The organism is Paraniabella aurantiaca, assembly GCF_050309965.1.
Taxonomy (GTDB): Bacteria; Bacteroidota; Bacteroidia; order Chitinophagales; family Chitinophagaceae; genus Niabella.
This window is the reverse complement of record NZ_JBLOSY010000001.1, coordinates 78,026-104,870: the sequence shown is the minus strand read 5'-3', so window position 1 is coordinate 104,870 and position 26,845 is coordinate 78,026. Positions and strand designations below refer to the sequence as shown.

Here is a 26,845-nt window from a genome sequence, read left to right as displayed (position 1 = left end):
TGGTTTAAATGCTTGAAGCTGAAAGACCTGTTAACGAATCAACTTACGTACAATAAACAATGATACATAGAAGTAAAGCTCCCTTAAGAATTGGTTTAGCAGGAGGTGGTACAGATGTAAGCCCTTACTGTGATGAATTCGGCGGAGCAATATTAAATGCGACCATTTCATTGAGTGCTAATGCAACCATTGAAACGCTGGCAAGTGATGAAATTATTCTGGAGGCATTCGACAGGAATGAAAGCGCCACTTTTAACTGGGACAAGGCATTGCCAATCGATGGGCATCTTGATCTTTTAAAAGGCGTGTATAACCGCATACAAAAAGATTATCCCTTTGAAAAAAGAGGTTTTAAACTAAGCACATTTGTAGATGCTCCTGCCGGATCTGGCCTCGGTACTTCTTCTACCCTGGTGGTTGCTATAGTGGGCGCTTTTACAGAAATGCTGCAGCTTCCTTTGGGAGAATATGATATTGCTCATTATGCATATGAGATAGAAAGAACGGATCTGAAACTTGCCGGTGGTCGTCAGGATCAATATGCAGCTACTTTTGGTGGGTTTAATTTTATGGAATTTTACAGCGGCGATAAAGTGATTGTTAATCCGTTACGGATCAGGCAACGTTACCTTGATGAGCTGGAAAACAACCTGCTCCTATACTACACGTCTACCAGCAGGGAATCTGCCAAGATCATCGAAGAGCAAAGCAAAAACGTAACGGAAAAAAAACAAACTTCTATAGAAGCGATGCACCAGCTAAAACAACAGGCTCAGATGATGAAAGAAGCGTTACTTAAAGGCCAGCTGCATGAAATAGGACATATACTGGATATTGGTTTTGAGCAAAAGCGGCGTATGGCCGAGGGAATCAACAACCAGTTAATAGATGATATTTACTATGCCGCGAAAGAAGCAGGTGCTACAGGAGGCAAGATCAGCGGCGCTGGCGGCGGTGGATTTATGATTTTTTACTGCCCCGGTAATACCAAATACAAAGTACAACAAACCCTCGATCAGTTCGGCGGCGTGAACCGCAACTACCAATTTACTAAACACGGATTAAAAACCTGGAGCGTATAAACCATGAGTACCCAGATAAAAGAATTAATACAATCGTCCATTACTACTAAACAACTGGTATTGGAAAATGAAGCGCTGATCAACACCGTTAACCATGTAACAGATATTATTGTTGCTGCGTTTAAAAATGGTAACAGCGTTTATTTTTGCGGTAATGGCGGCAGTGCTGCAGATGCCCAACACCTGGCTGCAGAATTCAGTGGTCGTTTTTATAAAGACCGTAAGGCCCTACCGGCAGAAGCGCTACACTGCAATACTTCGTATCTTACTGCAGTAGCAAATGACTATAGTTTCGACCTGATATACGCGCGTTTGATACAGGGCCTCGGAAAGCCTGGTGATATCCTGATCGGATTAAGCACATCGGGAAACTCAAAAAATATCGTACAGGCTTTTGAAACGGCACGCGACAAACAAATGATCACCATAGGCTTTACTGGTATAAGCGGCGGATCGATGAAGGCATTCAGCGATCACCTGGTTAATATACCTGCTACGGATACGCCAAGAATACAGGAGTGTCATATGTTGTTAGGTCATATTATTTGCCAATTAGTAGAGGAGAAATATTTTGCTGAATAATCATTTCCCTGTTTATTCCAAACTGCAGTCTCAACTACTTTAAACTTTAGCACCCCAATAATTACAAGCCCGTATGAAAAAACTCTGTTTACCGTTATTCCAGGCAGGGATACTGCTGGGTATCAGCATTGCAACAAGTGTCACAGCCTCTGCTGCTGATACCACCTTCAAAATCAGCAAGCCCTACCTCAACCTGCCCGTATCGCAAAAAGCAGAAAGAAAACAAATGCAATTTGAAATCGGGGGCAAACAAGAGCGCTTTTTTAAGATCCGCCTGGCAGATTCCGAGCCGGAATATTGGATTTTCTGCGATGTAACCCACCTCAAAGGAAAAACGATCACCATACAATATGATGGCAACCCGGCAGGCATTAAAAAGATCTATCAGGACGATGTAATAGCAGGACAGGATTCTTTATATAAGGAAAAGAACCGCCCGCAATTTCATTTCACGACTCGCAGAGGCTGGATCAATGATCCGAATGGCCTTATTTACTTCGATGGAGAATATCACTTATTTTATCAGCACAATCCCTACGAAAAAGAGTGGGAAAACATGCATTGGGCACATGCGATGAGTACCAACCTGGTGCACTGGAAAGAACTGCCGCTGGCATTGAGTCCGGATAGCCTGGGCACCATGTTTTCCGGGTCAACCGTAATGGATTATAAAAATAGTGCTGGGTTCAATAAAGGCAACCAGCCGGCTATGATTGCCGCTTATACCGCCGCCTCAGACCAGAAGCAAATGCAGTGTATTGCTTACAGCCTTGACAAAGGCAGAACCTGGACCAAATACAAGGGTAACCCGGTTATAGACTCTAAAGAAAAATGGAACAGTGTAGACACGCGCGACCCGCGGGTATCCTGGTATGAACCGGGCAAGCACTGGGTAATGGTTTTAAACGAAAGAGACGGTCATTCTATTTACACTTCTGCCAATCTAAAGGACTGGACCTACCAAAGCCATATAACCGGTTTTTGGGAATGTCCCGACCTTTTCGAATTACCTGTTGACAATAAATCCGGTCATAAGAAATGGGTAATGTTAGGCGCCTCCAATTCTTATATGATCGGGAGCTTTGACGGTAAAAAGTTTACGCCTGAATCGGGCAAACACTATTTTTCAACGGGATCGATTTACGCAGCTCAAACCATTACCAATATGCCTGATGCTGATGGCAGGCGCGTACAGATCGGCTGGGGACGTATCTCTCACCCGGGTATGCCTTTTAATGGGATGATGTTAATGCCTACCGAACTGACTTTGAAAACCACAAAAAACGGTGTAAGACTTTTCAGCAATCCCATCAAAGAGTATAATCAGCTTTTTATGCCGGAGAAGAAATGGACCGGCATCAGTGCTCAGCAGGCCAATGATCATTTAAAGGCTTATAATGAAAAGGACCGGCTTCGCGTTAAAACCACCATTCATCTGTCGCATGCTACCAGTGCCGGCCTTAGCCTGTTTGGTCAGCGGATACTTGACTATGACATGAACAACAATCTCGTAAACGGTGTATTCTACTCCCCGGAAGATATGACCAGCATGGAGATATCTGCCGACATCTATATTGACAGAACTTCAATTGAAGTGTTTATTGATGGCGGCGCTTACTCCTACTCTATGGAACGTAGAAGTTCAAAAGACAATAATGAAGGACTTCATTTTTGGGGAACTAATATCGAAGTTAAAAACCTGGAAGTATTCGGAATACAATCGATCTGGAATTAACTAATTAAACAAGCAATCGTGTCATCAGATATCAACCGGAATGTAACCTCATCAGGGCCAATGCAGGAAGCAATAATTTTAGCCGGCGGCCTCGGCACTCGTCTCCGGTCCGCGGTTCCTGACCTGCCTAAATGTATGGCACCAGTTGCCGGTCGGCCTTTTTTATTTTATGTAGTGAACTATCTTCGCATGCAGGGCATCGAAAAAATTATTTTCAGCCTGGGCTATATGCATGAGGTGATTCTGGATTGGCTGCAACAGGAATTTCCTACCCTTAACTACGATTATGTAATAGAAGACGAGCCATTGGGCACCGGGGGTGCTATTCAACTCGCGCTTCAAAAGGCACAAACCAGCCATGTGTTTGTTGCTAACGGCGATACCCTATTTAAGTTTGATGCATGGGCTATGCGTGATCAACATATTGACAAGAAGGCTGAATGTACGCTGGCCTTAAAACCCATGCGGCATTTTGAGCGTTACGGAGTAGTTGAATTAAATGAACAAAATACTATCATTTCTTTTAAGGAAAAACAATACTACGAATCGGGCCTGATCAATGCAGGACTTTACCTCATCGACAAACAATCATTCCTATCGAGGAGTTTTCCGGTTAAATTTTCATTTGAAAAAGATTACCTGGAAAAATTTGTCGAAGAAGCTATCTTTTCAGGATTGAGCAGGGACGCCTATTTCATTGACATCGGAATTCCTGAAGACTATACCCGGGCTCAAACAGAATTCAGTAAACCTCCCCTTGACCTCTCAGCAATCGACAAAAACTGGACCTTATTCCTGGACAGGGACGGTGTGATCAACCACGATAATCCTGGCGGTTATATTACAACAGCCGATGAATTTCGATTTACCGATGGAGCACCGGAGCTTTTTAAAAAATTAACCAACTTATTGGGTCGCATTATTGTGGTAACCAATCAGCGGGGTGTGGGCAGGGGCATTATTCAATATGACGACCTGATAGCAATGAATACCAAAATGCTGTGGGGTATTCAACAAGCAGGAGGCGCTGTTGAGAAAATTTATTTTTGTACCGATATCGACAACCATGCTTTTGGAAGAAAGCCTAATCCGGGTATGGCTGTACAGGCAGTAAAAGATTTCCCGGATATTGACGTTAACAAATCTATTATTATCGGGAACAGCCTGAGCGATATGAAGTTTGGACGTTATGCAGGCATGTACACCATTTTTGTAACCACCACTAACAAAGCAGTATCGCTACCCCATGCCGACATAGACCTGATATTTGAAGATTTAAGTAGTTTTGCCGCATCTTTGAAATAAAAACCAATCATCACTAATGGTAATATTATTGCAGTGTAGCGATCGGGTGGGCCTGGTGGCCGATATATCAGCGGTAATGGCGACAGCCGGGCTGAACATCATTTCTATGAAGGAGTTTGTAAACGTGGATGAAAACCGCTTTTACATACGCCTGGAAATACAGGGATCTACAGATACCCAGCATTTACAGCAACAACTAAAAGCCCGCCTTCCCGAAGACACCGAGATCAGCATCAGACCTTATGAGAAAAAAAAGATTGCCATTCTTGTAACCAAAGAACATCATTGCCTGGGTGATATACTATTAAGAAACTATTTCAACACCCTCGGTGCGGATGTACAATGTGTAATTGGCAATTATGACAACCTGGAGGCCTTGACGAAAAAGTTTGACATCCCCTTCCATCACATCAGCCACGAAGGAAAAGAAAAACATGCTTTCGAGCAGGAGATACAGGAAGCATTGGCTGCCTACGAATTTGACTACATCATATTGGCTAAATTCATGCGCATCCTTTCCCCTGAATTCAATTCAAAATATGCATCAAGGATTGTAAACATTCACCACTCGTTCCTGCCGGCCTTTATAGGTGCGCATCCGTACAAACAAGCTTATGAACGTGGCGTTAAATTAATTGGTGCTACTGCCCATTTTGTCACCAATGTTCTGGATGACGGCCCTATTATTGCACAACAAACCATACACGTCAATCATACCCATTCAGTAAAAGACATGGTACGCCTGGGCAGGGAAATCGAAAAATCTGTACTGGCAAATGCACTGCAATTAGTATTACAGGACAAAGTACTGGTATATCATAATAAAACGATCGTATTCGAAAACTAATTAACCCAGCACGCGTCTTTACTTATTTAAAAGGGCATACAGGTGCAGGCTGATAAATTGTTCATCTTTTACTTCGGCATCCTGCTGGGTACCCTCCAACACGAAGCCCAGCTTCTTCATTACCTGCTTACAACTATGATTAGCCGTTTCTACAACAGCTTCTATACGGTGTATTCCCATTTTAGAAAAGGCATGATCACAAATAACCCGGGCCGATGAGGCTATAATCCCGCGTCCCCAGTATTCCGGCAGCAGCCAGAAACCAATTTCGGCCTTACGATGCACTGGGGAGTAATTGTTGAATCCACAGGCTCCATAAAACTCATCACCATCTTTAGAAACAATAGCCCACCAAACGCCACTGCCCTCTTCTTCAATTTGTCGAAACCATTCCATTTGTGCTTTTGTTGCTGAGCGTGTTTTATAGCTAATGCCATAGTATTTGATCACATCGGGATGAGAAAGCCCCTGGTAGATATGATCCAGATCAGATGGCACAATAGGTCTTAGCAAAATATTTTCGTCAACCAATTCCGGGCAGATAATTTTCATGATCATTTTTTAACGGTGTCAAAGATATAATCATTAAGGCCGCCTTATAATAAACAGGTATCAAAATTATTATTACAGTTTAGCCTCCCTTTCCAGCCAGTGAGACACTGGCCAGGGCTATGCTGAGGTTTGTGTCTCAAAAACCAGGCAGATGCATTTCAATAAAATTGATGCCGGTTTGTTATTAACGATTATGTAAAAAAATGCCGCATCTTTTTACAGATACGGCATTACTCCATCAAAACCTAACCATCAAAACTTATAAATGCGTAGGCGTAAATCCATCTTCACTTAACGCTCTATGCTCATAATCTGCAACCATCAATTCTTCAATGGATTCCTGTTTTTTATTTTTATTGAATCTTGCGATCAGCTTATCAAAAATGGCGTACATCACCGGTACTACTATCAGCGTCAGGAACAACGAACTTAATAAACCACCAATAATAACCCAGGCCAGCCCGTTTTTCCATTCTGCACCGGCACCACTGGCTAACGCGATGGGCAACATACCAATCACCATGGCAATCGTAGTCATCAGGATGGGCCTTAACCTGGCATGGTTAGCCTGTATCAACGCATTGTAAGTAGTCTCCCCTTCTGCTTTTCGCTGGTTGGTAAAGTCTACCAGGATGATCGCGTTTTTAGCCACCAAACCAATCAACATGATCAGCCCTAATATGGTGAATATGTTCAATGAATTATTGGTAAGCGCCAATGCCAGCAATGCACCAATAATAGATAAAGGAATAGAGAACAACACCACAAACGGATATACAAAGCTATCATACAAGGCCACCATAATTAAATACACCAATACAATGGCGATCAACAATGCGATACCCAGGGTACCAAAGCCTTCGCTTTGATTTTCCATATCGCCACCCCAGATATAGTTAACCCCTGTCGGCTTTTGGATACCTTCGATCGCAGTACCCCATTCCGCGGCAATGGTACCGGTAGGCCGTCCAACTGATTGTGCCTGTACCGTAACCGAAGTACTCTTATCCCTTCTTTCCAGCATGCTAGGACCGGAGCTTTCTCTTACCGTAGCAAATTGAGATAACCGTATCTGCTCTCCCCTGTCATTTACAAACAAAAGGTTATTAACACCTGTAATACTCTTACGGTTGAACGCCCCATAGCGCATATTGATATCATACTCATATTCACCCGCACGATACTTTCCGTCGGTATTTCCACTGAAAGCAGTTTGCATGGTAGCACCCACTGTTTGCAGGCTTAAGCCTAATGCAGCCATTTTGTCCCTGTCCACCTGCACATTAATCTCCGGGTTCCCCGTCTCTACTGACAATTTAATTTCAGTGGCACCTTTGATGCCTCCCAATTTATCTTTGGCGTCATTAGCGAAACGCATCACACTATCCAGGTTAGGCCCCGTTACTACCAGGCCTAAAGGTGCATTTTCGGCAGAACCTAAAATACTTACCGGCACTGTTTTTACCTTAGCGCCTACCAGTATTTTTTCCAGTTCCCTTTTTGTTTTAGCGGCATACACATTGGCGTCATCCGCCCTGTCTTTTTTCTCCACCAAGCGCACGCTGATCTCTGACTTATAAGCGGTAGCCTGCGATGCGCCCATACCATCACTACTCTGTCCAACTGTCGTAATCAGGTTGGTTACCTCAGGTTTTGTTTTCAGGAATGCTTCAGCTCTTTGGGTCATCTGGTTGGTTTGCTCAATAGAAACATCTTTCGGCATTTCTATCTGCACCAGGAACTCTCCTCTGTCACTCTTTGGGAAGAAATCGGTACCCACAAAACCGGCACCAATCATGGAGAAAGAAGCGATCAGCAATACAAATACCGCGAGCAATGTGGTCTTTTTGTATTTCAAGCTCCATTTCAAGATACCAGTGATCGCATCGGTAAATTTGTTAAGCCCTCTCTCAAAGCTCAATATTATTTTACCAAACCAGCTTTTGCCTGTAATATGTTCCAGCTTACCAAAACGAGAGCTCAATAATGGAACAATAGTGAAAGAAGACAGTAAGGACAACACCGTAGCCAGCGCAACTGTTACACAAAACTCTCTTAAAATATCCGACACTAATCCGGTACTTATAGCAATTGGAATAAACACCACCACAATTACTAATGTAATAGCAGTAACTGTAAAGCCAATTTCCTTTGTAGCGTCAAATGCTGCTCTCACCTTATTCTTACCCATCTCCATGTGGCGGTAAATATTTTCCAATACCACAATCGCATCATCTACCAATATCCCTACCACCAGTGAAAGACCTAATAACGACATCAGGTTTAAAGAATAGCCCAGCAGGCTCATTCCTATAAATGTCGCAATTAAAGAGGCAGGAATAGCCACCATTACGATCAAGGCATTTCTTATGCTATGCAGAAAGAAAAGCATTACCACGGCTACCAGGATGATCGCCAGTATAAGATCGTGTATTACCGCATCAGCAGACTCCAGCGTATAGACAGATGCATCATTCGCTATAGTTAATTGCAAACCTGATGAAGCATATTCTGATTGCAGCCGGTTTACGATGGCCTGCACCCCTTCGCTCACACTAACACCATTGGCATCCGACTGTTTCAATACCTGCAGCGCAATTGAAGACTCATTGTTCACTCTTGCCAGTTTCTCTACGTCTTTTTGAGCATCCTGAACATCGGCCACATCAGCCAAACGCACTTGTCCGCCTGTAGCAGAAGTTTTCACCACCAGGTTCCTTAATTCATCGATGGTTTTGAACTTACCGGCCAAACGGATCAGGATATCCTGTTCTCTTGTTTGTACGCTACCTGTAGGAAAATCAAGATTGGCTGCCAGTACTGCCTGCTGTACATGCAACACCGAAAGACCATTGGCTTCCAGCTGGGCGGCATCAAAGCTCACCTGTATTTCCCTTTCCTGACCACCGATAAGATTTACCTGCGCTACGCCGGGTACCCGTGAAATAACCGGCCCGATCCGCTTATCCATCAAATCGAAGAAACTTGCTTCATCCAGCTTCGCAGTAGCCGACAAAGTAACTACCGGTAAATCATCTAATGAAAACTTGTTCAGAGACGGAGGATCTACATCATCAGGCAGATCTTTTAATATCGCGTTTACTTTTCGTTGCGCATCGTTCAAAGCATAGTCCACGTCAGTACCACTATTTAAAGTGATAATGACCGTAGACAAGCTTTCATAAGACTTTACATCTATCTTTTTAATGTTTTCCATAGAAGATACCGCATCTTCTATTTTTCTCGATACCGTATTCTCCACCTCACTCGGAGATGCACCGGGGTAGATCGTAGTAACGGAAACTACCGAAGGGCTGAACTTGGGAAGTAGTTCATAATTAAGAGTCGTGTAACTGAGTATACCTCCCAGGGTGAGTATTGTAAACAATACGATGACCAGTGAGGGCCGTTTAATGGATAATTCAGCAATTTTCATTTAAAGTATTTTGTAGGATTTAATTTCCCTTATTCTTAGTAAATCATTGGCCCAACGGCACCTGAAACCGGCTGCATTGTTGACCATTTATCTTACTTGCACAAATAGCTTTTGGCTACTTATTTTATGATGGATACAGGACTTCCATTGATCAAATTGATCTGGCCGGTAACAATTACCTGCTCACCTGCTGCCAGGCCCTCCAGCACTTCTACTTTATCACCGAAGATCCTGCCGGCTACTACTTTACGTAATGCCGCTTTGCCTGCATTTACTGTAAATATTTCATTGCTGCTAACACCGCCTACAAATGCAGCTCTTGGAATCAGTATAGCAGGCGCCTGTTGCGCAAACACAAAATGCGCCGATCCGTACATACCTGCTTTTAAAGATTGGCCGGCATTATTGGAGATGGCAATTTTAACGGGGAAGTTCAGGTTAGCATCTGCCTTGGGCGCAATAAACTCTATTTTTCCAACAAACTTTTTATCAGGAAAAACACTTGCTTCAATATTTACCACATCGCCAATATGTAAATTAGCCACCTGTTGTTCTGAAACGGCTACATCTAATGTAAGCTTAGATACATCTACAATTTCAAACAACTGGGTACCCGCTGACAAAACCGAGCCTGGTTCAATCATACGCTTGTTCACAATGCCATTGATTGAAGCCCTGATATTCGCATCTGTTACTTTAATACGCGCCTGCCTTACTCTGGCTGCCGCGTTCTTTAAAGACAGTTCGGCCTGGTCTACCTGCTGCTGTGTTACACCGCCTGTTTTTAAGGCACTTTCATAACGCTCCTTATCTTTTAATGCATTTTGATATATTTCATTTGCGTTCTGTACATCCACATCCAGGTTATCGGTTTTAATAACCGCAAGCGTCTGGCCTTTTCTTACATAACTACCTTCATCTACCAACACGCTGATCACGCGCCCAGCCGTTTCTGCAGCAAAATTGATCTCCTGGCCGGCGGCAAAAATTCCATTGGCGTTAAAATCAATATTCAGGTCTGCTGTTTTTACGGTGTCAATTTTTACAGCTATGGCGCTGTTAGTTTCGGCCACCACAGCCGTTTTGGCTTCATTCTTCTTTTTATTATTCGTTAATACGTAGGCTATCAATGCCAGTATACCCACAACAGCCAGGATGGTAATAATGATTCTTGTACTCTTTTTCATCTGTTCGTATATTTTTTGTTTGTTTGATGGTTAATTCATGAGGGTCTTTAACATCCCTTTAGATTTGATCAGCTGTATTTCGGCCACGCGGTAATTCAACATGGCAGCTACATGATTATTCTGTGCTTCAGATAAAGCATTTTGAGCATCCAGCAGGTCGGTCAATGGCGCTAATCCCAGTTGGTAGTTGCTACGTGTATTGTTGAGCACTTTCTGAGCAAGCTCTACATTCACCTTTTGGTTGTTAAGGATGATAATATTGTTTTTTATCTGCGTTTTGGCATTCTCGTAAGCCAGATCCAGGCTATTCTTAGTCTTAACCCTGTCCTCCTGTAATCTTTTCAATTCTACATTAGCCTGGTTGATCCTGGCTTTGGTAGCATGCCCGTTAAAGATGGGTATCTTCAGGTTTAACCCAATGGCCGCCACATCAAATGAGTTACCGTTACGGCCAGCACCTATTGGAAAGCGATTCGATAAACTCTGGTAACTATAGTTGCTGGTTAAAGAAAGTGTAGGATAATATTCAGCCACAATAGATTTCTTCTGATATTCCAGGAGCTCTTCCTGTTTGTTCAATACCCTGATCTCCGTACGGTTGTTGGTGTTTAAGCTATCCGGCAGGTCCAGTTGAAATACAGCTATATCCAGCTGTTCCGGATCTTCAATCACAACCGGCTGTGTAACCGGCATACCAATATAAAATTTCAACTGGTTTTCATATTGAGTAACAGCATTAAGAAGCTGCTGGCGCTGGCTTTGAAGATTCGACAGCTGAACGGTTACACGATCTACATCTATCTGCTTCCCTAAACCGCTCTCAAACTGGCCCTTAATAATATTGTAAGCTTTTTGGGTGGTGCTGATATTACTGTCAACATTGGCTATTTGCTGGCGCTGAACAAATACCTGGTAATAACTGGTAGCTACCTGCTCTAATACCTGCTCTTCGGTAAGCTGGCTATTCAATGTGTAAAACTGCCTGGTAGTTTTTGCAGCCTTTAAACCCGTAAACACCGACTGGTCAAAAATATTCTGAGTAAGATTCACGCCCACATTAGCGTTCCATTTTTGTCCAAAGGCTATCAACATATCCTGCCCCGGATTTGCAGGGTTCAATGCACCAGGCAGTACGCTTTGCTGCAGTAATGGGTTATAATTTAATTGTCCTGATCCACTGATCTGTGGCAACGCTCTTGAGCGAACCTCGTCTATTTTGTACTGGGCATTCTCCAAATCGAGCCGCGCTTTACGCGCATCGGTATAATGCTGAACGGCGTAATTCAGGGCGTCTTTGAGGGTTAACGCCTCTCCGGTCTGGGCCATGACGCCACCTGTGATAATGCTCATAACCAGGGAAAGCAATAATGGTTTTAGATTTTTCTTGAACATATTTGATGATTAAACTTGTACTGTTGTTGAATACTGATTTAAATGTTGGTTGGCCAGGTCTTCTCCCTGATGAGTGGTTATCCCATACAGCAAACAAGCCACCAGTTGTTGCTGTACATCTTTACCCGAATGCTGATGTCCTAAAAGAGTGATGTCTTTATTATAGGCCATTAACTGGCTTAAAGACAGGTGCGCTATGATATTGCTATTCACATCTTCTTTATACAAACCACAGCCCTTTCCTCTTTCAATATTGTAGGACAGGGTAACCGGTAAAAACTGGGTTCTGAAAAGGTGCAGCTCGCTATACACTTCCACATTATCCTGTTTAAGCTGGCGTATCACTGCCGGCGGGAAAAAAGCAGAAAACTTCAGTATCAATCTTGATACACTCAAAAATTCTGCTACAGCATCATCTGCCTCATCTAATACCTGCCTGATCTTTATCTCCACATGACTAAGTAAACGCCTGTATAAAGTCTCTATCAGATCAGCTTTGTTTTCAAAATGTTTATACAAGGTTTTTTTAGAAACGCCGGAGGAAGCAGCCACATCGTCCATCGTAGTAGTTCTGGGCCCATACTCCGAAAAAAGAATCAAAGCCTTTTTTAGTATTTTCTTTTTGCTTGCTAACATAATTGTTTGACTTTTTTGTCAATTACTAAACATAAAAAAATGACTTCTGTATCAGGCATTAGTTAAATATTAACATAAATGTTTGACAATATTGTTAATGCCGGGTCAAAAAAATTACTTCAGGAACAGCGTTTTTAAAATAACAGCTTCCCGGTCGGCCATGATCGTATCAAATTCTTTTTTGGTAACGGGTAAAGTACGCTCCAAAAGCGGACGCATAATAATAGGGTACGAAATAAGAGAAGCCATATTTAATAAAAAATGTACCGGGTTCATGGTTACAATATTACCCGCCTTCATTTCCTTTTTGATCTCCTTTAAAAAGCCTTCGATCTTTTCATTATCTGGATGTTTGCCTTCTTCAATCAATGAATCCAGTTCTTTAGGGTCTATAATCTGGGATAACAGGTAGCTATCTAAAAAAGGATATTTTAGTCCCTGCTCCATCCAGATATTGATGAGATGCTTCATTTTCTGCTTAAAAGAAAGCTCGGGATGATCCATTTCCTCCATTTTTTTATGGAATTCACTTCTCCCATCTTCCATCACCTTCTTAAAAAGCTGATCTTTCGAGCGAAAATAATAATGCACTAATGTTCTGTTCACGCCGGCAGCATCTGCTATCTCCTGGGTAGTAGCATTAAACCTTCCTTCAGCAAAAAATATTCTTTTTGCGGTTTCCTTGATCAGATCTTCGGTAGCGCTATCTTTCTTAGACATAAATGTTTGACAAAATTGTTAAACAAAGTTACGACTATATAATTCAAAAAAACAAGTTAAAACCTAAATTTCTTTTTCTTTAGCCAGTTTGGCGGCGATGATGCTTATAATAAAGATTTGTATAGCATGAAAAAGCATCAGCGGCAAAAGTATCAACCCTGCAGGCATCGAAGCCGGGAACAACACTTTTGAAAAAACAGTGCCATGTACCAGCGACTTCTTGGTGCCGCAAAACCTGGCAGTGATGGTGTCTTCCCTGTTAAATCCCAAACGGCGCGCAATCAAACCAATAATCCCGTAAATTCCGTAAAAAAGTAATACCACCGCGAGCGCCATTAACAGCAGGTCCAGTACATCAACAGAACTGAATATATGCTTCTCGAATGATTCAGCAAAGCTTTTATAAACGATCAGCAATACAATTGTTTTATCAAATAAAGTGAGGTATTTATTGTACCGCACCGTATAAGTATGTCCAAATCGTTGCAGGGCCAGGCCCAATACTACAGGCAACAATATTTCAGTCAAGAGCTTCAGGTAAATATGACCAAGATCAAAATCGGCCGCAGCCTGCTCTAAAAAAAGTCCTACCCAAAGTGGCGTAATAGCTATGCCAATCAAACCCGATATACTCGCATTAAAAATAGCAGCGGGTATATTTCCCTTTGCTATAGACACCATCACTACCGAAGAGGATACTGTGGAGGGCAGCGCCGCCAGGAAAAGAAAAGCCAGCCAAATAGAGAAATGAGCTTCCTTCAAAAAAGGATAAACAAGAATAACAATAGCGGGGAATAAAAGATAAGTAGACGCTTGTATCAATACATGTAGCTTCCAGTTCTTCAGCCCCGATTTTATTTTTTCCGGGCTTAATTTTAAACCATAAAAGAAAAAAATAAGGGATACTCCTATGCTGCTTATGGCATCAAGAGGGATCTTACTCTGCTCGCTTCCGGGTTGTGGAAAAAAGTAGGCGATAATTACCACCGCAATTATCGCCAGTACAAAATTGTCTATTTTAAACTTCACAATACCTATTGATGAACCAACTTAAAAACAGTAAAAACATCCAACTACATGCGGCCAATCGCCTCTTTCACTTTACCCAGTACATTTGTATTCAGCATACGCACGGCCACGTCTATCATATTACTGAACGCAGTGCCATGTGAAATACCATGACCAATGATTACCGGTTTCTCCACTCCCAGGACAGGAGTACCTCCATAGATTTCAAAATTGAACCGGTTCAAATAAGGATTGTCGATCTGTTGGTTCTGGGCTATATCATAAACAGATTCCGCAAGCTTTAAGATAACATTGCCGGTAAATCCCTCGCAAACCATTACATCTGCTTTGTCAGAGAACACGTCCCGGCCTTCCACATTACCAATAAAATGAATGGCTTTATTTTCCTTTAAAAGCGGGTAGGTGGACTGCGCCAGTATATTACCCTTCCCCTCTTCCTCACCTACGTTGATCAGCCCAACCTTGGGTTGCTTCACACCATAAATATATTGGCTAAAAACAGAACCCATAACTGCGAACTGGTTCAGCTGTTCGGGTTTACAGTCAGCATTCAGGCCAACGTCTACCAACAAACCGGTTCCGCCATCCTGCTTGGGAATAACAGATGAAATAGTAGGCCTTAATACTCCTTCAACTGTTTTAATGCTAAACATAGCGCCTACCAGCATGGCGCCTGTATTACCTGCGCTGATAAAAGCGTCAATCTTACCTGTAGCCAGGTATTTAAAGCCTACGGAAATAGATGAATTTTGTTTTTCTTTCAAAGCCCTGGTCGGATGCTCATTCATCTCTATGATCTCAGTGGTAGGTACTACCTGGTATTTGTCCTGCGGAACACCCTGTTCGGCCAGTAAGGCATTCAATTGTACCTCATCACCAAACAGTACCAATGATAATCCGTCAAAATCATGCTCCAGTAAATATTGCTTTACACCTTTTACTGCTTCCAAAGGTGCAAAATCACCTCCCATCATGTCTAATCCGATATTCATCCGCAGATTTTTTGCTTTTCAATTGGGGAAATCCCTTTTACTTCAACCCTCAGTATACCAGCACCCTGCATCGAAAATACTGTATACCGTTTGTATCGGCTAAAATAAAAAAATTCCAGATACATCAGCTAATGAATAGCTGGTATGTACATGGAATTCTGAAAAAAATAATATAGAACTAAAAATACTAAGCCTTTGAAGGTGCTGTTTCAGCTACCACTTTGCCTTTGTAGATTAACTTTCCTTCGCTCACGTGCGCGCGGTGACGTACGTGGATCTCGCCAGTAGTTGCATCTGTAGTTAAAGTTTGTGCAGTAGCTTTATAGTGTGTTCTACGTTTTGCGCTTCTTTGCTGGCTGTGCCTGCGTTTAGGATTTGGCATAACTCTTTATTTATATGCGTTAAAAATTCTGTTTATCTAAAAAAATCAATCTTTCTTGTTCTTAAACTGGTCTAAACCTTTCCAGATCGGGTTTACGTCTGGTTTTGCGGGTTTTTCCCCCTCTAACTTATCTAACATTTTCAGCGCTTCCTGGTTGCATTGCGGTCCATCTGCATTATCATACCCACATGTTTTGTGCATCGGGATGCTCAGGTTGATAAACTCGTATATCCAGTTCTCTACGTTAAGGTGACTTTCGCCGCGGCTGATATAGAAAACATCCGGATCTCCTTCTTCATCATTCATCAATTCCGGCTCTTCTACTATCTTCACCGTGATGTTGAATTCGTCCCAGAGGTCGAGTTTTAAGTCGTTGTTACAACGATCACAGGTCACCATTAAATCACCACCAATTTCAAACTTCAACTGCATGAAACTGCTCTTTTTATCCAAAAGCAATTTCACCTGTGCATGGCAATCGGCAAAATCCTGTTGCTGAAATGTCTCAAAGAACTTATCCGAGATTTCGTAGTTAAACTCATGAACACCAGGCTTTAACCCCACAAATGCAATATCGTATTCTCTCCTGTTCATCATAAGGACTACTTACCTCAAAATTAGAGCGTGCAAATGTACGAACATTTTTGCAAAAAACAGGTGGTTTGTTGGCAATATTATTTTGGGCGCTCAACTTCAATACATTTTTCTGCCCTGTTCCGGCTGTTTCAGGCTCCGCTGCGCTGCGGCCCTTCGGGCCAGGCCTTACACATCCGGCAGCCTCTCAACAGTTTATCAATGCTGATCGTGTAGCAACTACCACGAAAACAATAGTTTTCGATCATTTCAACTTTTAACTTTTCAAACTGTCATCCTGTCATAAAACTATTGAAATTCGCCTATCTTTGCACGCTTGAAACTAATAAAAAGAAATTAATGCTTGATTTAGTAGCCAATAAAACGCATGATGAGAAGCGACAGGGAGAAACTTACGCTCCTTTTTCGGTGGATCCCAATGAATATAAAAAGAAATTTTATATAGAGAGTTATGGCTGTGCCATGAATTTCGCTGATAGTGAGGTGGTGGCTTCTATTTTAAATAAGGAAGGCTTTGGCGCAACACGTAATGTAGAGGAAGCCAATCTTATTTTTATCAATACCTGCTCTATCCGCGAAAAGGCTGAACAAACAGTTCGGAAACGTTTAACAGAGTTCAGGAAACTGAAGACCCGTAACCCCGGCACACTGGTAGGTGTATTGGGCTGCATGGCGGAGCGTTTGAAATCCAAGTTTTTGGAAGAAGAGAAATTAGTGGATATTGTAGTAGGCCCCGATGCTTACCGGAGCCTGCCGAAACTGGTAGATGAAGCGGCAGACGGCCACAGAAGCATCGATGTATTATTAAGCCGCGAAGAAACCTATGCCGATATAGCGCCTGTTCGTTTAAACACTAATGGCGTATCCGCATTTGTCAGCATCATGCGTGGTTGCAATAATATGTGCTCTTTTTGTGTAGTTCCCTTTACAAGAGGCCGTGAACGCAGTCGTGATGCCGAAAGCATCATTAATGAGTGTAAAGACCTGTTTGAGAACGGCTACCGCGAAGTAACGCTGCTGGGACAAAATGTTGACAGCTATTATTACAATGCAGAAAGCAACAGCACCGAACATGCGGTAACTTTTGCACAATTACTGGAAAAAGTGGCGTTGATATCTCCTTTGCTCAGGGTTCGTTTTTCCACCTCCCACCCTAAAGATATCACGAGTGATGTGCTGCATACGATGGCCGCTCATGAAAATATATGTAAGTGTATTCACCTGCCGGTGCAAAGCGGCTCTACCCGTGTGTTGCAGTTAATGAACCGCACTTATACACGCGAATGGTATATGAGCAAAGTGGATGAGATCAGGTCTATTTTACCCGATTGCAGCCTTACGTCGGACATGATTGCAGGTTTTTGCACCGAAACGGAGGAGGAGCACCAGGAGACCCTTTCCATTATGGACTATACGAAATACGACTACAGCTATATGTTCTTTTACAGTGAGCGTCCGGGCACATTGGCCCAACGTCGTTATAAAGATGACATTCCACTGGAAGTAAAAAAGCGGAGGCTGCAGGAGATCATCGAAAAACAAAATGAACTGTCGCGCGTAAGCTTTGCACAGGACCTGGGCAAAACCTACAAAGTGCTGATAGATGGGGATAGCAAACGCAGTGCTGATGATTGGGTAGGTCGTACTTCACAAAATAAGGTAGTGATCTTCCCCAAAAATAATACGGACTTGCAGAAAGGTGATTATGTGGAAGTAAAGGTTAAGGATTGCACGCAGGCTACTTTATTTGGAGAGATCATATAACATTTCTCGCAGAGAACGCGAAGAAGCGACGAGCGCTATGGTGGATATTACTAACTATGTTGTTGACAGAAAACGATATTGCTACAAAGGCTTTGGATATTTGCTTTAATATTCATACCAGGTATGGGCCGGGGTTGTTTGAAAGTGTTTACGAGGAAATTTTTTGTTATGAATGGAATAAAACAGGCATTCCATTCAAACGTCAGCAAGGAATAGCTCTGGTACATGAAACTATTAAAATGGATGTTGGATTTCGAGCTGATGTTATTTTAGATAACAAGGTTATACTAGAATTAAAAAGTATTGAAGCCTTAGCAGATATTCATTACAAGCAAGTTTTAACTTATCTGAAGTTAACCCATTTAAAGCTTGCATTATTGGTCAACTTTAATGTAGTGTTATTAAAAAATGGTATTAAAAGGGTAGCGAATAAATTATAATGACCGCGCGCTTACCTTTGCGTTCGCCGCGAGAAACGAAACTTAAATGGATTTACAATCAATAAAAAACCGCTTCGGCATTATCGGCAATTCGCCTGAGCTCAACTATGCCTTACAGGTTGCTGCGCAGGTTTCCAATACCGATCTGACTGTTTTAATCATAGGTGATAGTGGTGTGGGTAAAGAAGCTTTTTCTTCTATCATACACTCCTTATCATCGCGTAAACATAACCCGTTTATTGCCGTCAACTGCGGCGCTATACCCGAAGGCACGATTGACTCCGAACTATTCGGCCATGAAAAAGGCTCTTTCACGGGTGCCGTAGATGCTCGAAAAGGCTATTTTGAGACCGTAAACGGCGGCACTATTTTCCTTGATGAAATTGGTGAAATGCCTTTGGGTACGCAGGCCCGTTTATTACGTGTGCTGGAAGCCGGCGAATATATACGTGTTGGATCAAGTAAAGTACAGAAAACCGATGTGAGAGTTATAGCAGCTACCAATAAAGACCTGCTGCAGCTGGTGCAACAAAATAAATTCAGGGAAGATCTTTATTATCGATTAAGCACAGTACCTATCAGGGTTCCGTCGCTTAGCCATCGCAAAGAAGATATTGTACTGCTGTTCAGAAAATTTGCGGCCGACTTTGCAGACAAGTACAAAACACAATCGGTACAGCTGGATGACGAGGCAAAGAATCTGTTACTTACCTATCCATGGCCGGGCAATGTGCGTGAGTTGAAAAACATCGCCGAACAGATTTCTGTACTGTCACCTGAAAAAAACATTAGTTCCAGGGAACTCAGCCGCTACCTGCAGCCCTACTCCAATAACAGGCTTCCCGCCGTTGTTGTAGGCGGACAAAACCAGCAGGAGTTTCAAAATGAAAGAGAAATACTTTACAAGCTTTTCTTCGATATGAAGAAAGATGTAAACGAATTAAAAAAGATGTTCCTGGAAGTATTACAAAACCCTTCCATTGCTGAGCAAAACCCTTCGTTTATCAACGATCTGAAAGACCTGAAGACCAGTCCTGACAATTTCCAGCAATTGGCAACACCTTTACAGATTGAGTTGCCTGGCAACATGCCGGTATCAACACAACAATCGATGCCTATTCATATTGGCATGGATAATGGCATTCATGATCATGAAGAAGTAGAAGAAAGCCTGAACATCATGGATAAGGAAAAGGAACTGATCATTAAGGCCTTAAAAAAACATAAAAGCAAACGAAAAGATGCAGCACTTGATCTGGGCATCAGCGAACGTACCCTTTACAGAAAACTAAAAGAATATGACATTGAAGAGTTATAAAGGATTTTTTGTTTTCCTTTCTATTATTGCAGTTTTCTTCCTTGCCTTTACACAAAGCAGTTGTAAAGTGCGTTATGGGTTCCAGGATGCCAAATCTATCCCGGATTCCCTGAAAATAGTGAAGATCAATCCTATTACCAACAGTGCCTCTTATGTGAACCCCAGGCTGGCACCCGAGCTTACAGACAGGCTGATACAAAAGGTAATGCGGCAAACCAAATTGCAACAAACGAGAGGCAGCGATGCCGACTGGATTATTGATTGTAAAATTACCAGCTATTCGTTTTCTACTGCGGGTATATCTAATCAACAGGTAAACTCCAACCGTTTAAACGTAGGCGTTAATATTATTGTACGCGACAAGACACAAAAGATCATCGGTAAATATGACGTAAGCACACCTTTTGATTACGCGGGTACCTTAAGCTTACAACAGGCGGAACAGGGCTTGCTGGATCAGATGCTTAGGGATATACCCGACGCCATTTTTAATCGAATTTTCTCTAACTGGTAACCAGCGTGCATGAACAGCTTTATTAATACTTTATCAGACACGGTTTTATCCAAACAGTTGGAGTCCTGCGATCTTGCTGAACTTCAAATGCTTTCACAGGCCCACCCGTATTCTTCTGCTATCCAGCTACTATATGCTCAAAAACTACAGGCTACGGGTAACACCGGTTATCATGAACAGCTGCAAAAAACGCTGTTGTATTATAACAATCCCCTTTTCATTAAATATTTAATCGAAACGGAAGAGCGGCCCCGGGTTATGCCAATGAATACTCCCCTGGTTTCAACAGAGGATACTGTAGCGCCGACAGAACCGGATGTTATTGAAGAAGAAGTTAAGACAGAAACAGCCATCGAAATACCGGCGGACCAGCCTGAGGCTATAACTGAAGCAGCGATAGCTGAAGAACCGTCTGCGTTGATAATAACAGAAGCAATACAGGACGCAGAAGAGCAGCTGCCACTTTCGCCACAACAGGTAACCACAGATGATGAAGTTGATACAGCAGGCGAAGCAGATGTAGAATCCCTGGAGCTGGAAGAGGAGGATGCTACGCTCCCGCCTTTGCCCGCTTTTAAATTTGAGCCCGTTGATCCGGCGAAGGCAGAACTATCTTTCACCCCTTACCATACCATCGATTATTTTGCCGCCCAGGGCATTAAATTGGGAGAAGAACAAAATTCGGGTGACCGTTTTGGTACACAGCTAAAGAGTTTTACTGCCTGGTTAAAACAGATGAAGCGTTTGCCGGGCGCTACAGCAAAGGGTAATATCAGCATTACTGAAGAAAAAAGTATCGAACAAATGGCTGAGCAGTCGCTCCAGGGCGAAAATGCTGATACTGAAGCTATGGCGCTGGTTTGGGCCAAGCAGGGCAATGCAAAAAAAGCCATTGAGATCTACAAGAAATTAAGTTTGCAAATTCCCGCTAAAAGCGCTTATTTTGCAGCCAAAATAGACCATTTAAAAAAATAGACATGACCATTTTATTTGTAATACTCATTATACTTGTTGCGGTGATCCTGGGATTCTTCGTTTTGATACAGAATCCTAAAGGTGGTGGATTATCGGGTAATTTTGCAGGTGTGAGCAGCCAGTTTATGGGTGTAAAACAAACCAACGATATTTTGGAAAGAGGTACCTGGATCTTTGCAGTTCTGATCGGTGTTTTGAGCCTTTTATCCACTTTCTTTATTTCTGGTTCTAACACCGGTGCAAATGGCAGATTACAGGATGTTGGGAATGCTCCCATTCAACAACCTGCTACTAAACCAGCGACTCCGCTGAATACAGTGCCGGCAACAACAGCACCTGCTGCTACAACACCAGCAACAGACTCTGGTAAATAAGACAAACGGTAGGTCTACATAAATAATTTCTAAACCTGTAAAGATTATGAATCCTTACAGGTTTTTTCATTTTCGGCTCTACCCTTTTTGTGTTATTTTCACCCCGTTAAATCGCTATCCAACTCATACAGTTCAAATATTAATGAATAAACTCTTGAAAATAATCCTCGCGATCGTGCTGTTAGCCGGCATTTTCGTTGCCTTTAAATTGATAGGACCAGCTGCCCATAAGCCGGAAGACGGGTTTCTATATGTGAAAACGGGCACTACGATGGAGCAGCTAAAACAGCAACTTACTAATGATAGCATTCTACCCGGTTTGACCTGGTTTAATATTGCTGAGAAGTTTTTGAGCTTTGACGAGGTAAAACCAGGTAAGTATAAGATAGAGGGTGGTATGAGTGTAGTAAGCCTGTTGAGGATGTTGCGTAACGGCAGTCAGACACCGGTAAGCTTTGTAGTAACCAAACTGCGCACCAAAGAACAACTGGCGGGCAAAATGGGAAAAGCATTTGAGTTTGATTCAACAGAGGCCATCCGGTTCCTGAATAATAATGATTCACTGGCTCATTATGGCCTTGATACCAATACAGTAATGGGTGCGGTTCTTCCATTAACCTACGAGAACAAGTGGAACACTACCCCAGAGGCTGTTTTCAGCAAATTCAACGACGCCTACAAAAACTTCTGGACAGCCGATAGAAAACAAAAAGCGGCTCAAAAAGGACTCAATATAACACAGGTTATTACCCTGGCTTCAATTGTAGATGAGGAAACCAATGCATCGAAAGAGAAAGGCACCATTGCAAGCGTATACATGAATCGCATTGCCAAAGGAATGCCCCTTCAGGCCGACCCAACCGTTAAATTTGCACTCAAGGATTTTACCATTAAAAGAGTGCTGTTCAAACACCTGGCTACACCATCGCCGTTTAATACTTATCGCAATAAGGGACTTCCTCCCGGACCTATATGTACCCCGCAGGAAGCCACGCTTGATGCTGTTTTGAACGCACCAACAACAGCATATATATATTTTGTAGCCAGTCCGGCTTTTGACGGTACTCATGATTTTTCTACGAATTACGAGGATCATATGAAGCTGGCAAAAAAATACCAGGAGGCTTTAAACCAACGGTTCGGAAAAATTCAGGATACTGCTAAAAAATAATGGGTGTAGGTAAAAAAATAAAGGAAAGAGTGGCTGAATCAGGCGCCTGGCGGCGACTGGTAGCGCGAAGCAGGACTGAAAACCTGCCTGGTTTCCGAAGCGTGTCTCTTTTCAATACCGTAAAAAAGTTCAAAGAACATGTGGTTTGGGATGACCTGATTGAAAGAGCCTCGGCCATTTCTTTTAATACAGCGATGGCATTGCCGCCGATGATCCTTTTTTTATGCTCTCTGATTCCTGTTATTGCTAAATTTCATTTTATAATAGAGCTTAATCTGGAAGAGCAATTATATTCACTGATAAGAGATATTATTCCGGTCTCTCCTGTAAAAGATCCTACCGAAAAAGACAGCTATACAGCAATTCATGATTTTTTGTACAATATTATCAACGAGCCGCGCAACGGGCTTTTAATATTCAGTATTTTACTTTCTGTTTTCTTTTCGTCTAATGCCATGATGGGTGTAATGCGATCTTTTGATAAGGAGTACGCCGGCTTTACTAAAAGAAAGGGAATCCGCAAAAGACTCACAGCCATTCGAATCACTCTTATACTTGTATTCCTGGTGCTGCTTTGCCTGGCTTTACTTTTCGCGCAGCAGTCTGTGCTCGAATGGCTGGGTATTCAAAATGAATGGTTAGCGGCAGCCCTTGGTAAAATCAGATGGGCTCTTATATTCCTCCTAGTCTTTTTTATTATATCCTACATATATCGCCATGCACCTGCAGTACATAAAAAATGGAAATTAATTACACCAGGATCTGTAATTGCTACCTGTTTAGTAGTTGTATGTTCGCTAGCTTTTTCGTGGTGGGTGAGCCAATTTGGAACATACAATAAGCTGTATGGCTCTATCGGTACAATTATCGTAGTATTAGTTTTAATATTTCTGAATTCTTTAATCTTATTAATCGGGTTTGAAATTAATGCCAGTATTTATTCATTAGCCAGAACCCGTGAAGATAAAGAAGCATTAAAAGATTAGCTTTTTAAAATAGTAGCCGTTCTTTGTCATACTCCATCCGGCATTTGCCGATTATGCACTGACACAAGCTAAACCCGCTCCGCCATCTGTCAACTACCCTCTGTCACCTGTCATCCAGTATCCGGCATCAACCATTTATTATATCAGCCATTTGATTAACTTTATATAAGGGCTTTATCCCGGTTAAACAAACAAACTATGAATTTTGAGATCCAGGCAATTGCTGCCACTGCATTGGGAATAGCCCTGGCGGCCTGCTGTGGCTTCCGGGTATTTCTGCCCATGCTCGTAGCGGGGCTGGTTAGCAGGTTCCAGCTATTTCATTTTTCCGAAAGTTTTCAATGGCTGGCTACCACACCTGCGCTGATTTGCCTGGGAGCAGCAACCGTACTTGAAATTGCAGCTTATTATGTTCCGTTTATTGACAACCTTTTAGATACGATTGCAGCACCTTCCGCAGCTATTGCCGGCACGTTACTGGCTACCTCCGTAATACCCATAGACAATGAATGGATGAAATGGGTTATTGGCATTGTTGCCGGTGGTGGTGGCGCCAGCCTGGTATCTGCGGGCACCGGTCTGCTGAGATTATTGAGCAGTAAAACCACCCTTGGCACCGGCAATGCGGTAGTAGCCACCGGTGAAAATACGGCTGCATTAGGCGGCGCCCTCCTTAGCTTCCTGGTGCCTATTGTGATGGCAATACTCTTCCTGTTGTTATTTGTATGGGTAATTCGAAAAATAGTAAAAAAACTTCGTGCAAAGGCAGTAAAACGCGCTCCTGAATACTAAGGCTTCCTGGCGCGCACTATCTCTCTCTTACCCCGTGGACCCGGTATTTTTTCAACCATAAAACCGGCTGACTCCAAAGTTTTGCGTATAATAGTTTTGGAGCAGTAGGTAACCAGCACACCTCCCGATTCCAGCGCATTAAACAGTCTTACAAAAATGGAGGGATCCCATATCTCTTGTTGGTCTTCGGGAGCAAAAGCGTCGAAATAAATAAGATCGTACTTGGTTGTAAACTCATATTGTGCCAGGTCGATATTTATCTTCTGCAGTTTAAAGAAAGGATCAATGTAGATTAACTGCTCCCAGGGAGTTTGCATGATTGTTTTGTACAGTTCCCGTTCGTTTAATATTTCAGCATAATTCAGCCTGCTAAAGATATCTCCCGCTAATGGGTAAAGATCTATTGATCGATAAACTACCTGCCTGCCGTTCCTGCGGGCGGCAATAGATGTAAGCAATGCATTTAGCCCGGTTCCAAATCCAACTTCAAATATCCTTAGCTCTTTTATGGATGGGTTATTTTGTATAAAATATTCGAATGCGCTTTGAATAAAAATATGCGCAGACTCCTGTATAGCTCCCCTGTTTGAATGAAAGGTAACAGCGGTATCTGCCAGTCTTAAAGTATGACTACCATCTTCTGTTTCAATTATTTCATATTTTCTAATCATTTGCTCTTCTTTGATTATTTGAATATATTGCGTTTCTTTTGAAGTAATCAAATTTCAAATAAAATACAAAAAACTTAGATTGTTTGCAAGTGAATATTTTTAACCCGATTGTATAATTAAAAACCACTGGGTAAAGAGGCCTTCCGTTGGCAATAAAGAAGATTGCAGGCTATGCTCACCCGGACTAAAAACAAAAATTTTATAAATGAAAAAGTATTTTATTCTTTTCGCAGCTACTGCCTCGGTTGCTGTTTTTTCATGTAATAGCGAGCCCAAAAATGAGCCGGGGGATGGTCGCGAAGCTACCACCGACAGTAGCAAGGTGAAGCTGGCTGATAATGATGCATTCAACGACACCCTGAACGGCAAAATGGTGAGCATTTTTTACCTGAGAAATAACGGTATCGAAGCCTCCATTACCAATTATGGAGGACGGGTTGTGAACCTGTTTGTACCAGATAAAGACAACAATATGGTGGACGTGGTAATAGGTCCGGGTAATTACAAAGACATGTATGAAACCAAGGATTATTTTGGTGCTACTATCGGCCGCTATGGCAATCGCATTGGAAAAGGGAAATTTAAACTGGATGGAGTAGAATATATATTGCCCCAGAATAATGGAGCCAACACGTTACACGGCGGTCCTGATGGCTTTCATAACGTAGTGTTCGATCCCAAACAGCTAAGCGACAGCTCTCTTCAGTTAACCTATTTATCAAAAGACGGCGAAATGGGTTTTCCCGGAAACCTGAATGTGAAAGTGGTATACACTTTAACTGCCAATAAAGAGGTGAAAATAGAATATGAAGCAACAACCGATAAAACAACTGTTTGCAACCTTACCAATCATACCTATTTTAACCTGAACGGTGCAGGAACTATTAATAACCACGTATTACAGGTTAATGCTGATGAATATACGCCTGTTGATTCCACTCTCATCCCGTTTGGTAAAAATGAACCGGTAAAAGGTACGCCGTTTGATTTCACAACTCCTACTGCAATTGGTGCAAGAGTTGATGAAAAGAACACACAACTGGAATATGGTAAAGGCTACGATCACAACTTCGTGATTAAGGGAAGCGGCTTTAGAAAAGCAGCTGAGATCAAAGGAGATCAAAGCGGTATATTAATGGAAGTATGGTCGGAAGAACCGGGCCTGCAGTTTTATGGCGGTAATTTTATGAAGAGCGAAAAGCCCATGAAAAATGGCACAAAGGATGATTACCGGACAGCATTTTGCCTGGAAACCCAGCACTATCCTGATTCGCCGAATATTCCTTCTTTCCCATCTACCACTTTAAAACCCGGACAGGTTTACAAAACTTTCACAGTTTACAGGTTTAGTAAATAACGGAGTCATCCT

The 26,845-nt window shown here is 42.4% G+C and carries 26 protein-coding genes; 15 read left to right on the top strand and 11 right to left on the bottom strand.

All coding sequences use genetic code 11. From position 1 onward, the window contains the following. Positions 1 to 59: 59 nt before the first annotated feature. The 5 genes from ACLOAU_RS00420 to purU all read left to right on the top strand — a co-directional run bounded on the left by ACLOAU_RS00420 (position 60) and on the right by purU (position 5,551). Complete coding sequence (locus ACLOAU_RS00420; protein ID WP_427859835.1) at positions 60 to 1,082, top strand: GHMP family kinase ATP-binding protein; 1,023 nt, start codon at positions 60 to 62, stop codon at positions 1,080 to 1,082. Between the two features lie 3 nt (positions 1,083 to 1,085). Beyond that, positions 1,086 to 1,664, top strand: coding sequence for a D-sedoheptulose-7-phosphate isomerase (locus tag ACLOAU_RS00415; protein WP_427859834.1), 579 nt, complete (start codon positions 1,086 to 1,088; stop codon positions 1,662 to 1,664). A 73-nt stretch (positions 1,665 to 1,737) separates the two neighbouring features. Continuing rightward, entirely contained in the window at positions 1,738 to 3,399 is a 1,662-nt protein-coding gene (locus ACLOAU_RS00410) for a glycoside hydrolase family 32 protein (protein WP_427859833.1), read from the top strand. Positions 3,400 to 3,417: 18 nt separating this feature from the next. After that, entirely contained in the window at positions 3,418 to 4,704 is a 1,287-nt protein-coding gene (locus tag ACLOAU_RS00405; RefSeq protein WP_427859832.1) for an HAD-IIIA family hydrolase, read from the top strand. A gap of 16 nt (positions 4,705 to 4,720) precedes the next feature. Continuing rightward, a complete protein-coding gene (gene purU / locus ACLOAU_RS00400; protein ID WP_427859831.1) occupies positions 4,721 to 5,551 on the top strand; it encodes a formyltetrahydrofolate deformylase in 831 nt (276 codons plus the stop codon). Between the two features lie 18 nt (positions 5,552 to 5,569). Here purU and ACLOAU_RS00395 read toward each other — a convergent pair whose 3' ends face one another. The 10 genes from ACLOAU_RS00395 to ACLOAU_RS00350 form a co-directional block, all read right to left on the bottom strand. Continuing rightward, complete coding sequence (locus ACLOAU_RS00395; protein ID WP_427859830.1) at positions 5,570 to 6,103, bottom strand: GNAT family N-acetyltransferase; 534 nt, start codon at positions 6,101 to 6,103, stop codon at positions 5,570 to 5,572. Between the two features lie 259 nt (positions 6,104 to 6,362). After that, positions 6,363 to 9,539, bottom strand: coding sequence for an efflux RND transporter permease subunit (locus tag ACLOAU_RS00390; RefSeq protein ID WP_427859829.1), 3,177 nt, complete (start codon positions 9,537 to 9,539; stop codon positions 6,363 to 6,365). A gap of 119 nt (positions 9,540 to 9,658) precedes the next feature. Then, positions 9,659 to 10,726 carry an efflux RND transporter periplasmic adaptor subunit gene (locus ACLOAU_RS00385; protein WP_427859828.1) on the bottom strand — a complete coding sequence of 356 codons (1,068 nt, stop codon included), beginning with the start codon at positions 10,724 to 10,726 and terminating at the stop codon, positions 9,659 to 9,661. Positions 10,727 to 10,756: 30 nt separating this feature from the next. Continuing rightward, a complete protein-coding gene (locus ACLOAU_RS00380; protein WP_427859827.1) occupies positions 10,757 to 12,118 on the bottom strand; it encodes a TolC family protein in 1,362 nt (453 codons plus the stop codon). A gap of 9 nt (positions 12,119 to 12,127) precedes the next feature. Next, complete coding sequence (locus ACLOAU_RS00375; protein WP_427859826.1) at positions 12,128 to 12,754, bottom strand: TetR/AcrR family transcriptional regulator; 627 nt, start codon at positions 12,752 to 12,754, stop codon at positions 12,128 to 12,130. Between the two features lie 114 nt (positions 12,755 to 12,868). Continuing rightward, positions 12,869 to 13,474 (bottom strand): TetR/AcrR family transcriptional regulator, encoded by a 606-nt coding sequence (locus ACLOAU_RS00370; protein WP_427859825.1) that lies wholly within the window; start codon positions 13,472 to 13,474, stop codon positions 12,869 to 12,871. A 63-nt stretch (positions 13,475 to 13,537) separates the two neighbouring features. Beyond that, positions 13,538 to 14,503, bottom strand: a complete 966-nt coding sequence (locus ACLOAU_RS00365; protein ID WP_427859824.1) for a bile acid:sodium symporter family protein — start codon at positions 14,501 to 14,503, stop codon at positions 13,538 to 13,540. Between the two features lie 44 nt (positions 14,504 to 14,547). Next, positions 14,548 to 15,495 carry a phosphate acyltransferase PlsX gene (gene plsX / locus ACLOAU_RS00360; protein ID WP_427859823.1) on the bottom strand — a complete coding sequence of 316 codons (948 nt, stop codon included), beginning with the start codon at positions 15,493 to 15,495 and terminating at the stop codon, positions 14,548 to 14,550. 187 nt (positions 15,496 to 15,682) lie between these two features. After that, positions 15,683 to 15,877, bottom strand: coding sequence for a 50S ribosomal protein L32 (rpmF, locus tag ACLOAU_RS00355; protein ID WP_114788998.1), 195 nt, complete (start codon positions 15,875 to 15,877; stop codon positions 15,683 to 15,685). Positions 15,878 to 15,922: 45 nt separating this feature from the next. Beyond that, on the bottom strand, positions 15,923 to 16,474 hold the full coding sequence (locus ACLOAU_RS00350; protein WP_427859820.1) for a YceD family protein: 552 nt from the start codon (positions 16,472 to 16,474) through the stop codon (positions 15,923 to 15,925). A gap of 336 nt (positions 16,475 to 16,810) precedes the next feature. Here ACLOAU_RS00350 and miaB point away from each other — a divergent pair, with 336 nt between their 5' ends. From miaB to ACLOAU_RS00305, 9 genes are all read left to right on the top strand, one after another. Continuing rightward, positions 16,811 to 18,235, top strand: a complete 1,425-nt coding sequence (gene miaB / locus ACLOAU_RS00345; protein ID WP_427859819.1) for a tRNA (N6-isopentenyl adenosine(37)-C2)-methylthiotransferase MiaB — start codon at positions 16,811 to 16,813, stop codon at positions 18,233 to 18,235. Positions 18,236 to 18,297: 62 nt separating this feature from the next. Then, a complete protein-coding gene (locus ACLOAU_RS00340) occupies positions 18,298 to 18,675 on the top strand; it encodes a GxxExxY protein (RefSeq protein WP_427859817.1) in 378 nt (125 codons plus the stop codon). 46 nt (positions 18,676 to 18,721) lie between these two features. Then, entirely contained in the window at positions 18,722 to 19,993 is a 1,272-nt protein-coding gene (locus ACLOAU_RS00335; RefSeq protein WP_427859816.1) for a sigma-54 interaction domain-containing protein, read from the top strand. Continuing rightward, positions 19,974 to 20,507, top strand: a complete 534-nt coding sequence (lptE, locus tag ACLOAU_RS00330) for an LPS assembly lipoprotein LptE (RefSeq protein ID WP_427859815.1) — start codon at positions 19,974 to 19,976, stop codon at positions 20,505 to 20,507. Before ACLOAU_RS00335 ends, lptE begins: the two co-directional genes overlap by 20 nt. A 9-nt stretch (positions 20,508 to 20,516) precedes the next feature. Then, positions 20,517 to 21,482 (top strand): DUF8458 domain-containing protein, encoded by a 966-nt coding sequence (locus ACLOAU_RS00325; RefSeq protein WP_427859814.1) that lies wholly within the window; start codon positions 20,517 to 20,519, stop codon positions 21,480 to 21,482. Positions 21,483 to 21,484: 2 nt separating this feature from the next. Then, positions 21,485 to 21,856 carry a preprotein translocase subunit SecG gene (gene secG, locus ACLOAU_RS00320; RefSeq protein WP_427859813.1) on the top strand — a complete coding sequence of 124 codons (372 nt, stop codon included), beginning with the start codon at positions 21,485 to 21,487 and terminating at the stop codon, positions 21,854 to 21,856. A 142-nt stretch (positions 21,857 to 21,998) separates the two neighbouring features. Continuing rightward, the gene (mltG, locus tag ACLOAU_RS00315; RefSeq protein ID WP_427859812.1) at positions 21,999 to 23,027 is read left to right on the top strand and encodes an endolytic transglycosylase MltG; all 1,029 of its coding nucleotides are present in this window, start codon (positions 21,999 to 22,001) and stop codon (positions 23,025 to 23,027) included. Continuing rightward, positions 23,027 to 24,013: a YihY/virulence factor BrkB family protein gene (locus ACLOAU_RS00310; RefSeq protein ID WP_427859811.1), complete on the top strand. Its 987-nt coding sequence runs from the start codon at positions 23,027 to 23,029 to the stop codon at positions 24,011 to 24,013. The genes mltG and ACLOAU_RS00310 overlap by 1 nt, the downstream gene beginning before the upstream one ends. 198 nt (positions 24,014 to 24,211) lie before the next feature. After that, positions 24,212 to 24,805, top strand: coding sequence for a DUF4126 domain-containing protein (locus ACLOAU_RS00305; RefSeq protein ID WP_427859810.1), 594 nt, complete (start codon positions 24,212 to 24,214; stop codon positions 24,803 to 24,805). Here the strand turns inward: ACLOAU_RS00305 and mnmC2 are convergent. Beyond that, positions 24,802 to 25,476: a tRNA (5-methylaminomethyl-2-thiouridine)(34)-methyltransferase MnmC2 gene (gene mnmC2, locus ACLOAU_RS00300; RefSeq protein WP_427859809.1), complete on the bottom strand. Its 675-nt coding sequence runs from the start codon at positions 25,474 to 25,476 to the stop codon at positions 24,802 to 24,804. The two genes, ACLOAU_RS00305 and mnmC2, sit on opposite strands and share 4 nt — an antisense overlap. Positions 25,477 to 25,681: 205 nt before the next feature. On the opposite strand from mnmC2, the gene ACLOAU_RS00295 reads away from it, so the two are divergent. After that, on the top strand, positions 25,682 to 26,833 hold the full coding sequence (locus ACLOAU_RS00295; RefSeq protein WP_427859808.1) for an aldose epimerase family protein: 1,152 nt from the start codon (positions 25,682 to 25,684) through the stop codon (positions 26,831 to 26,833). Positions 26,834 to 26,845 lie beyond the last annotated feature (12 nt).

Bases quoted from the DNA above. Each gene is read 5' to 3' on its own strand.
- purU (WP_427859831.1), top strand. From the start codon at position 4,721: ATGGTAATATTATTGCAGTGTAGCGATCGGGTGGGCCTGGTGGCCGAT.
- ACLOAU_RS00350 (WP_427859820.1), bottom strand. From the start codon at position 16,474: ATGATGAACAGGAGAGAATACGATATTGCATTTGTGGGGTTAAAGCCT.
- rpmF (WP_114788998.1), bottom strand. From the start codon at position 15,877: ATGCCAAATCCTAAACGCAGGCACAGCCAGCAAAGAAGCGCAAAACGT.
- ACLOAU_RS00420 (WP_427859835.1), top strand. From the start codon at position 60: ATGATACATAGAAGTAAAGCTCCCTTAAGAATTGGTTTAGCAGGAGGT.
- ACLOAU_RS00415 (WP_427859834.1), top strand. From the start codon at position 1,086: ATGAGTACCCAGATAAAAGAATTAATACAATCGTCCATTACTACTAAA.
- ACLOAU_RS00370 (WP_427859825.1), bottom strand. From the start codon at position 13,474: ATGTCTAAGAAAGATAGCGCTACCGAAGATCTGATCAAGGAAACCGCA.
- ACLOAU_RS00335 (WP_427859816.1), top strand. From the start codon at position 18,722: ATGGATTTACAATCAATAAAAAACCGCTTCGGCATTATCGGCAATTCG.
- ACLOAU_RS00390 (WP_427859829.1), bottom strand. From the start codon at position 9,539: ATGAAAATTGCTGAATTATCCATTAAACGGCCCTCACTGGTCATCGTA.
- ACLOAU_RS00380 (WP_427859827.1), bottom strand. From the start codon at position 12,118: ATGTTCAAGAAAAATCTAAAACCATTATTGCTTTCCCTGGTTATGAGC.
- secG (WP_427859813.1), top strand. From the start codon at position 21,485: ATGACCATTTTATTTGTAATACTCATTATACTTGTTGCGGTGATCCTG.
- ACLOAU_RS00310 (WP_427859811.1), top strand. From the start codon at position 23,027: ATGGGTGTAGGTAAAAAAATAAAGGAAAGAGTGGCTGAATCAGGCGCC.
- ACLOAU_RS00410 (WP_427859833.1), top strand. From the start codon at position 1,738: ATGAAAAAACTCTGTTTACCGTTATTCCAGGCAGGGATACTGCTGGGT.
- ACLOAU_RS00375 (WP_427859826.1), bottom strand. From the start codon at position 12,754: ATGTTAGCAAGCAAAAAGAAAATACTAAAAAAGGCTTTGATTCTTTTT.
- plsX (WP_427859823.1), bottom strand. From the start codon at position 15,495: ATGAATATCGGATTAGACATGATGGGAGGTGATTTTGCACCTTTGGAA.
- mltG (WP_427859812.1), top strand. From the start codon at position 21,999: ATGAATAAACTCTTGAAAATAATCCTCGCGATCGTGCTGTTAGCCGGC.
- ACLOAU_RS00295 (WP_427859808.1), top strand. From the start codon at position 25,682: ATGAAAAAGTATTTTATTCTTTTCGCAGCTACTGCCTCGGTTGCTGTT.
- ACLOAU_RS00325 (WP_427859814.1), top strand. From the start codon at position 20,517: ATGAACAGCTTTATTAATACTTTATCAGACACGGTTTTATCCAAACAG.
- miaB (WP_427859819.1), top strand. From the start codon at position 16,811: ATGCTTGATTTAGTAGCCAATAAAACGCATGATGAGAAGCGACAGGGA.
- ACLOAU_RS00305 (WP_427859810.1), top strand. From the start codon at position 24,212: ATGAATTTTGAGATCCAGGCAATTGCTGCCACTGCATTGGGAATAGCC.
- ACLOAU_RS00395 (WP_427859830.1), bottom strand. From the start codon at position 6,103: ATGAAAATTATCTGCCCGGAATTGGTTGACGAAAATATTTTGCTAAGA.
- mnmC2 (WP_427859809.1), bottom strand. From the start codon at position 25,476: ATGATTAGAAAATATGAAATAATTGAAACAGAAGATGGTAGTCATACT.
- lptE (WP_427859815.1), top strand. From the start codon at position 19,974: ATGACATTGAAGAGTTATAAAGGATTTTTTGTTTTCCTTTCTATTATT.
- ACLOAU_RS00385 (WP_427859828.1), bottom strand. From the start codon at position 10,726: ATGAAAAAGAGTACAAGAATCATTATTACCATCCTGGCTGTTGTGGGT.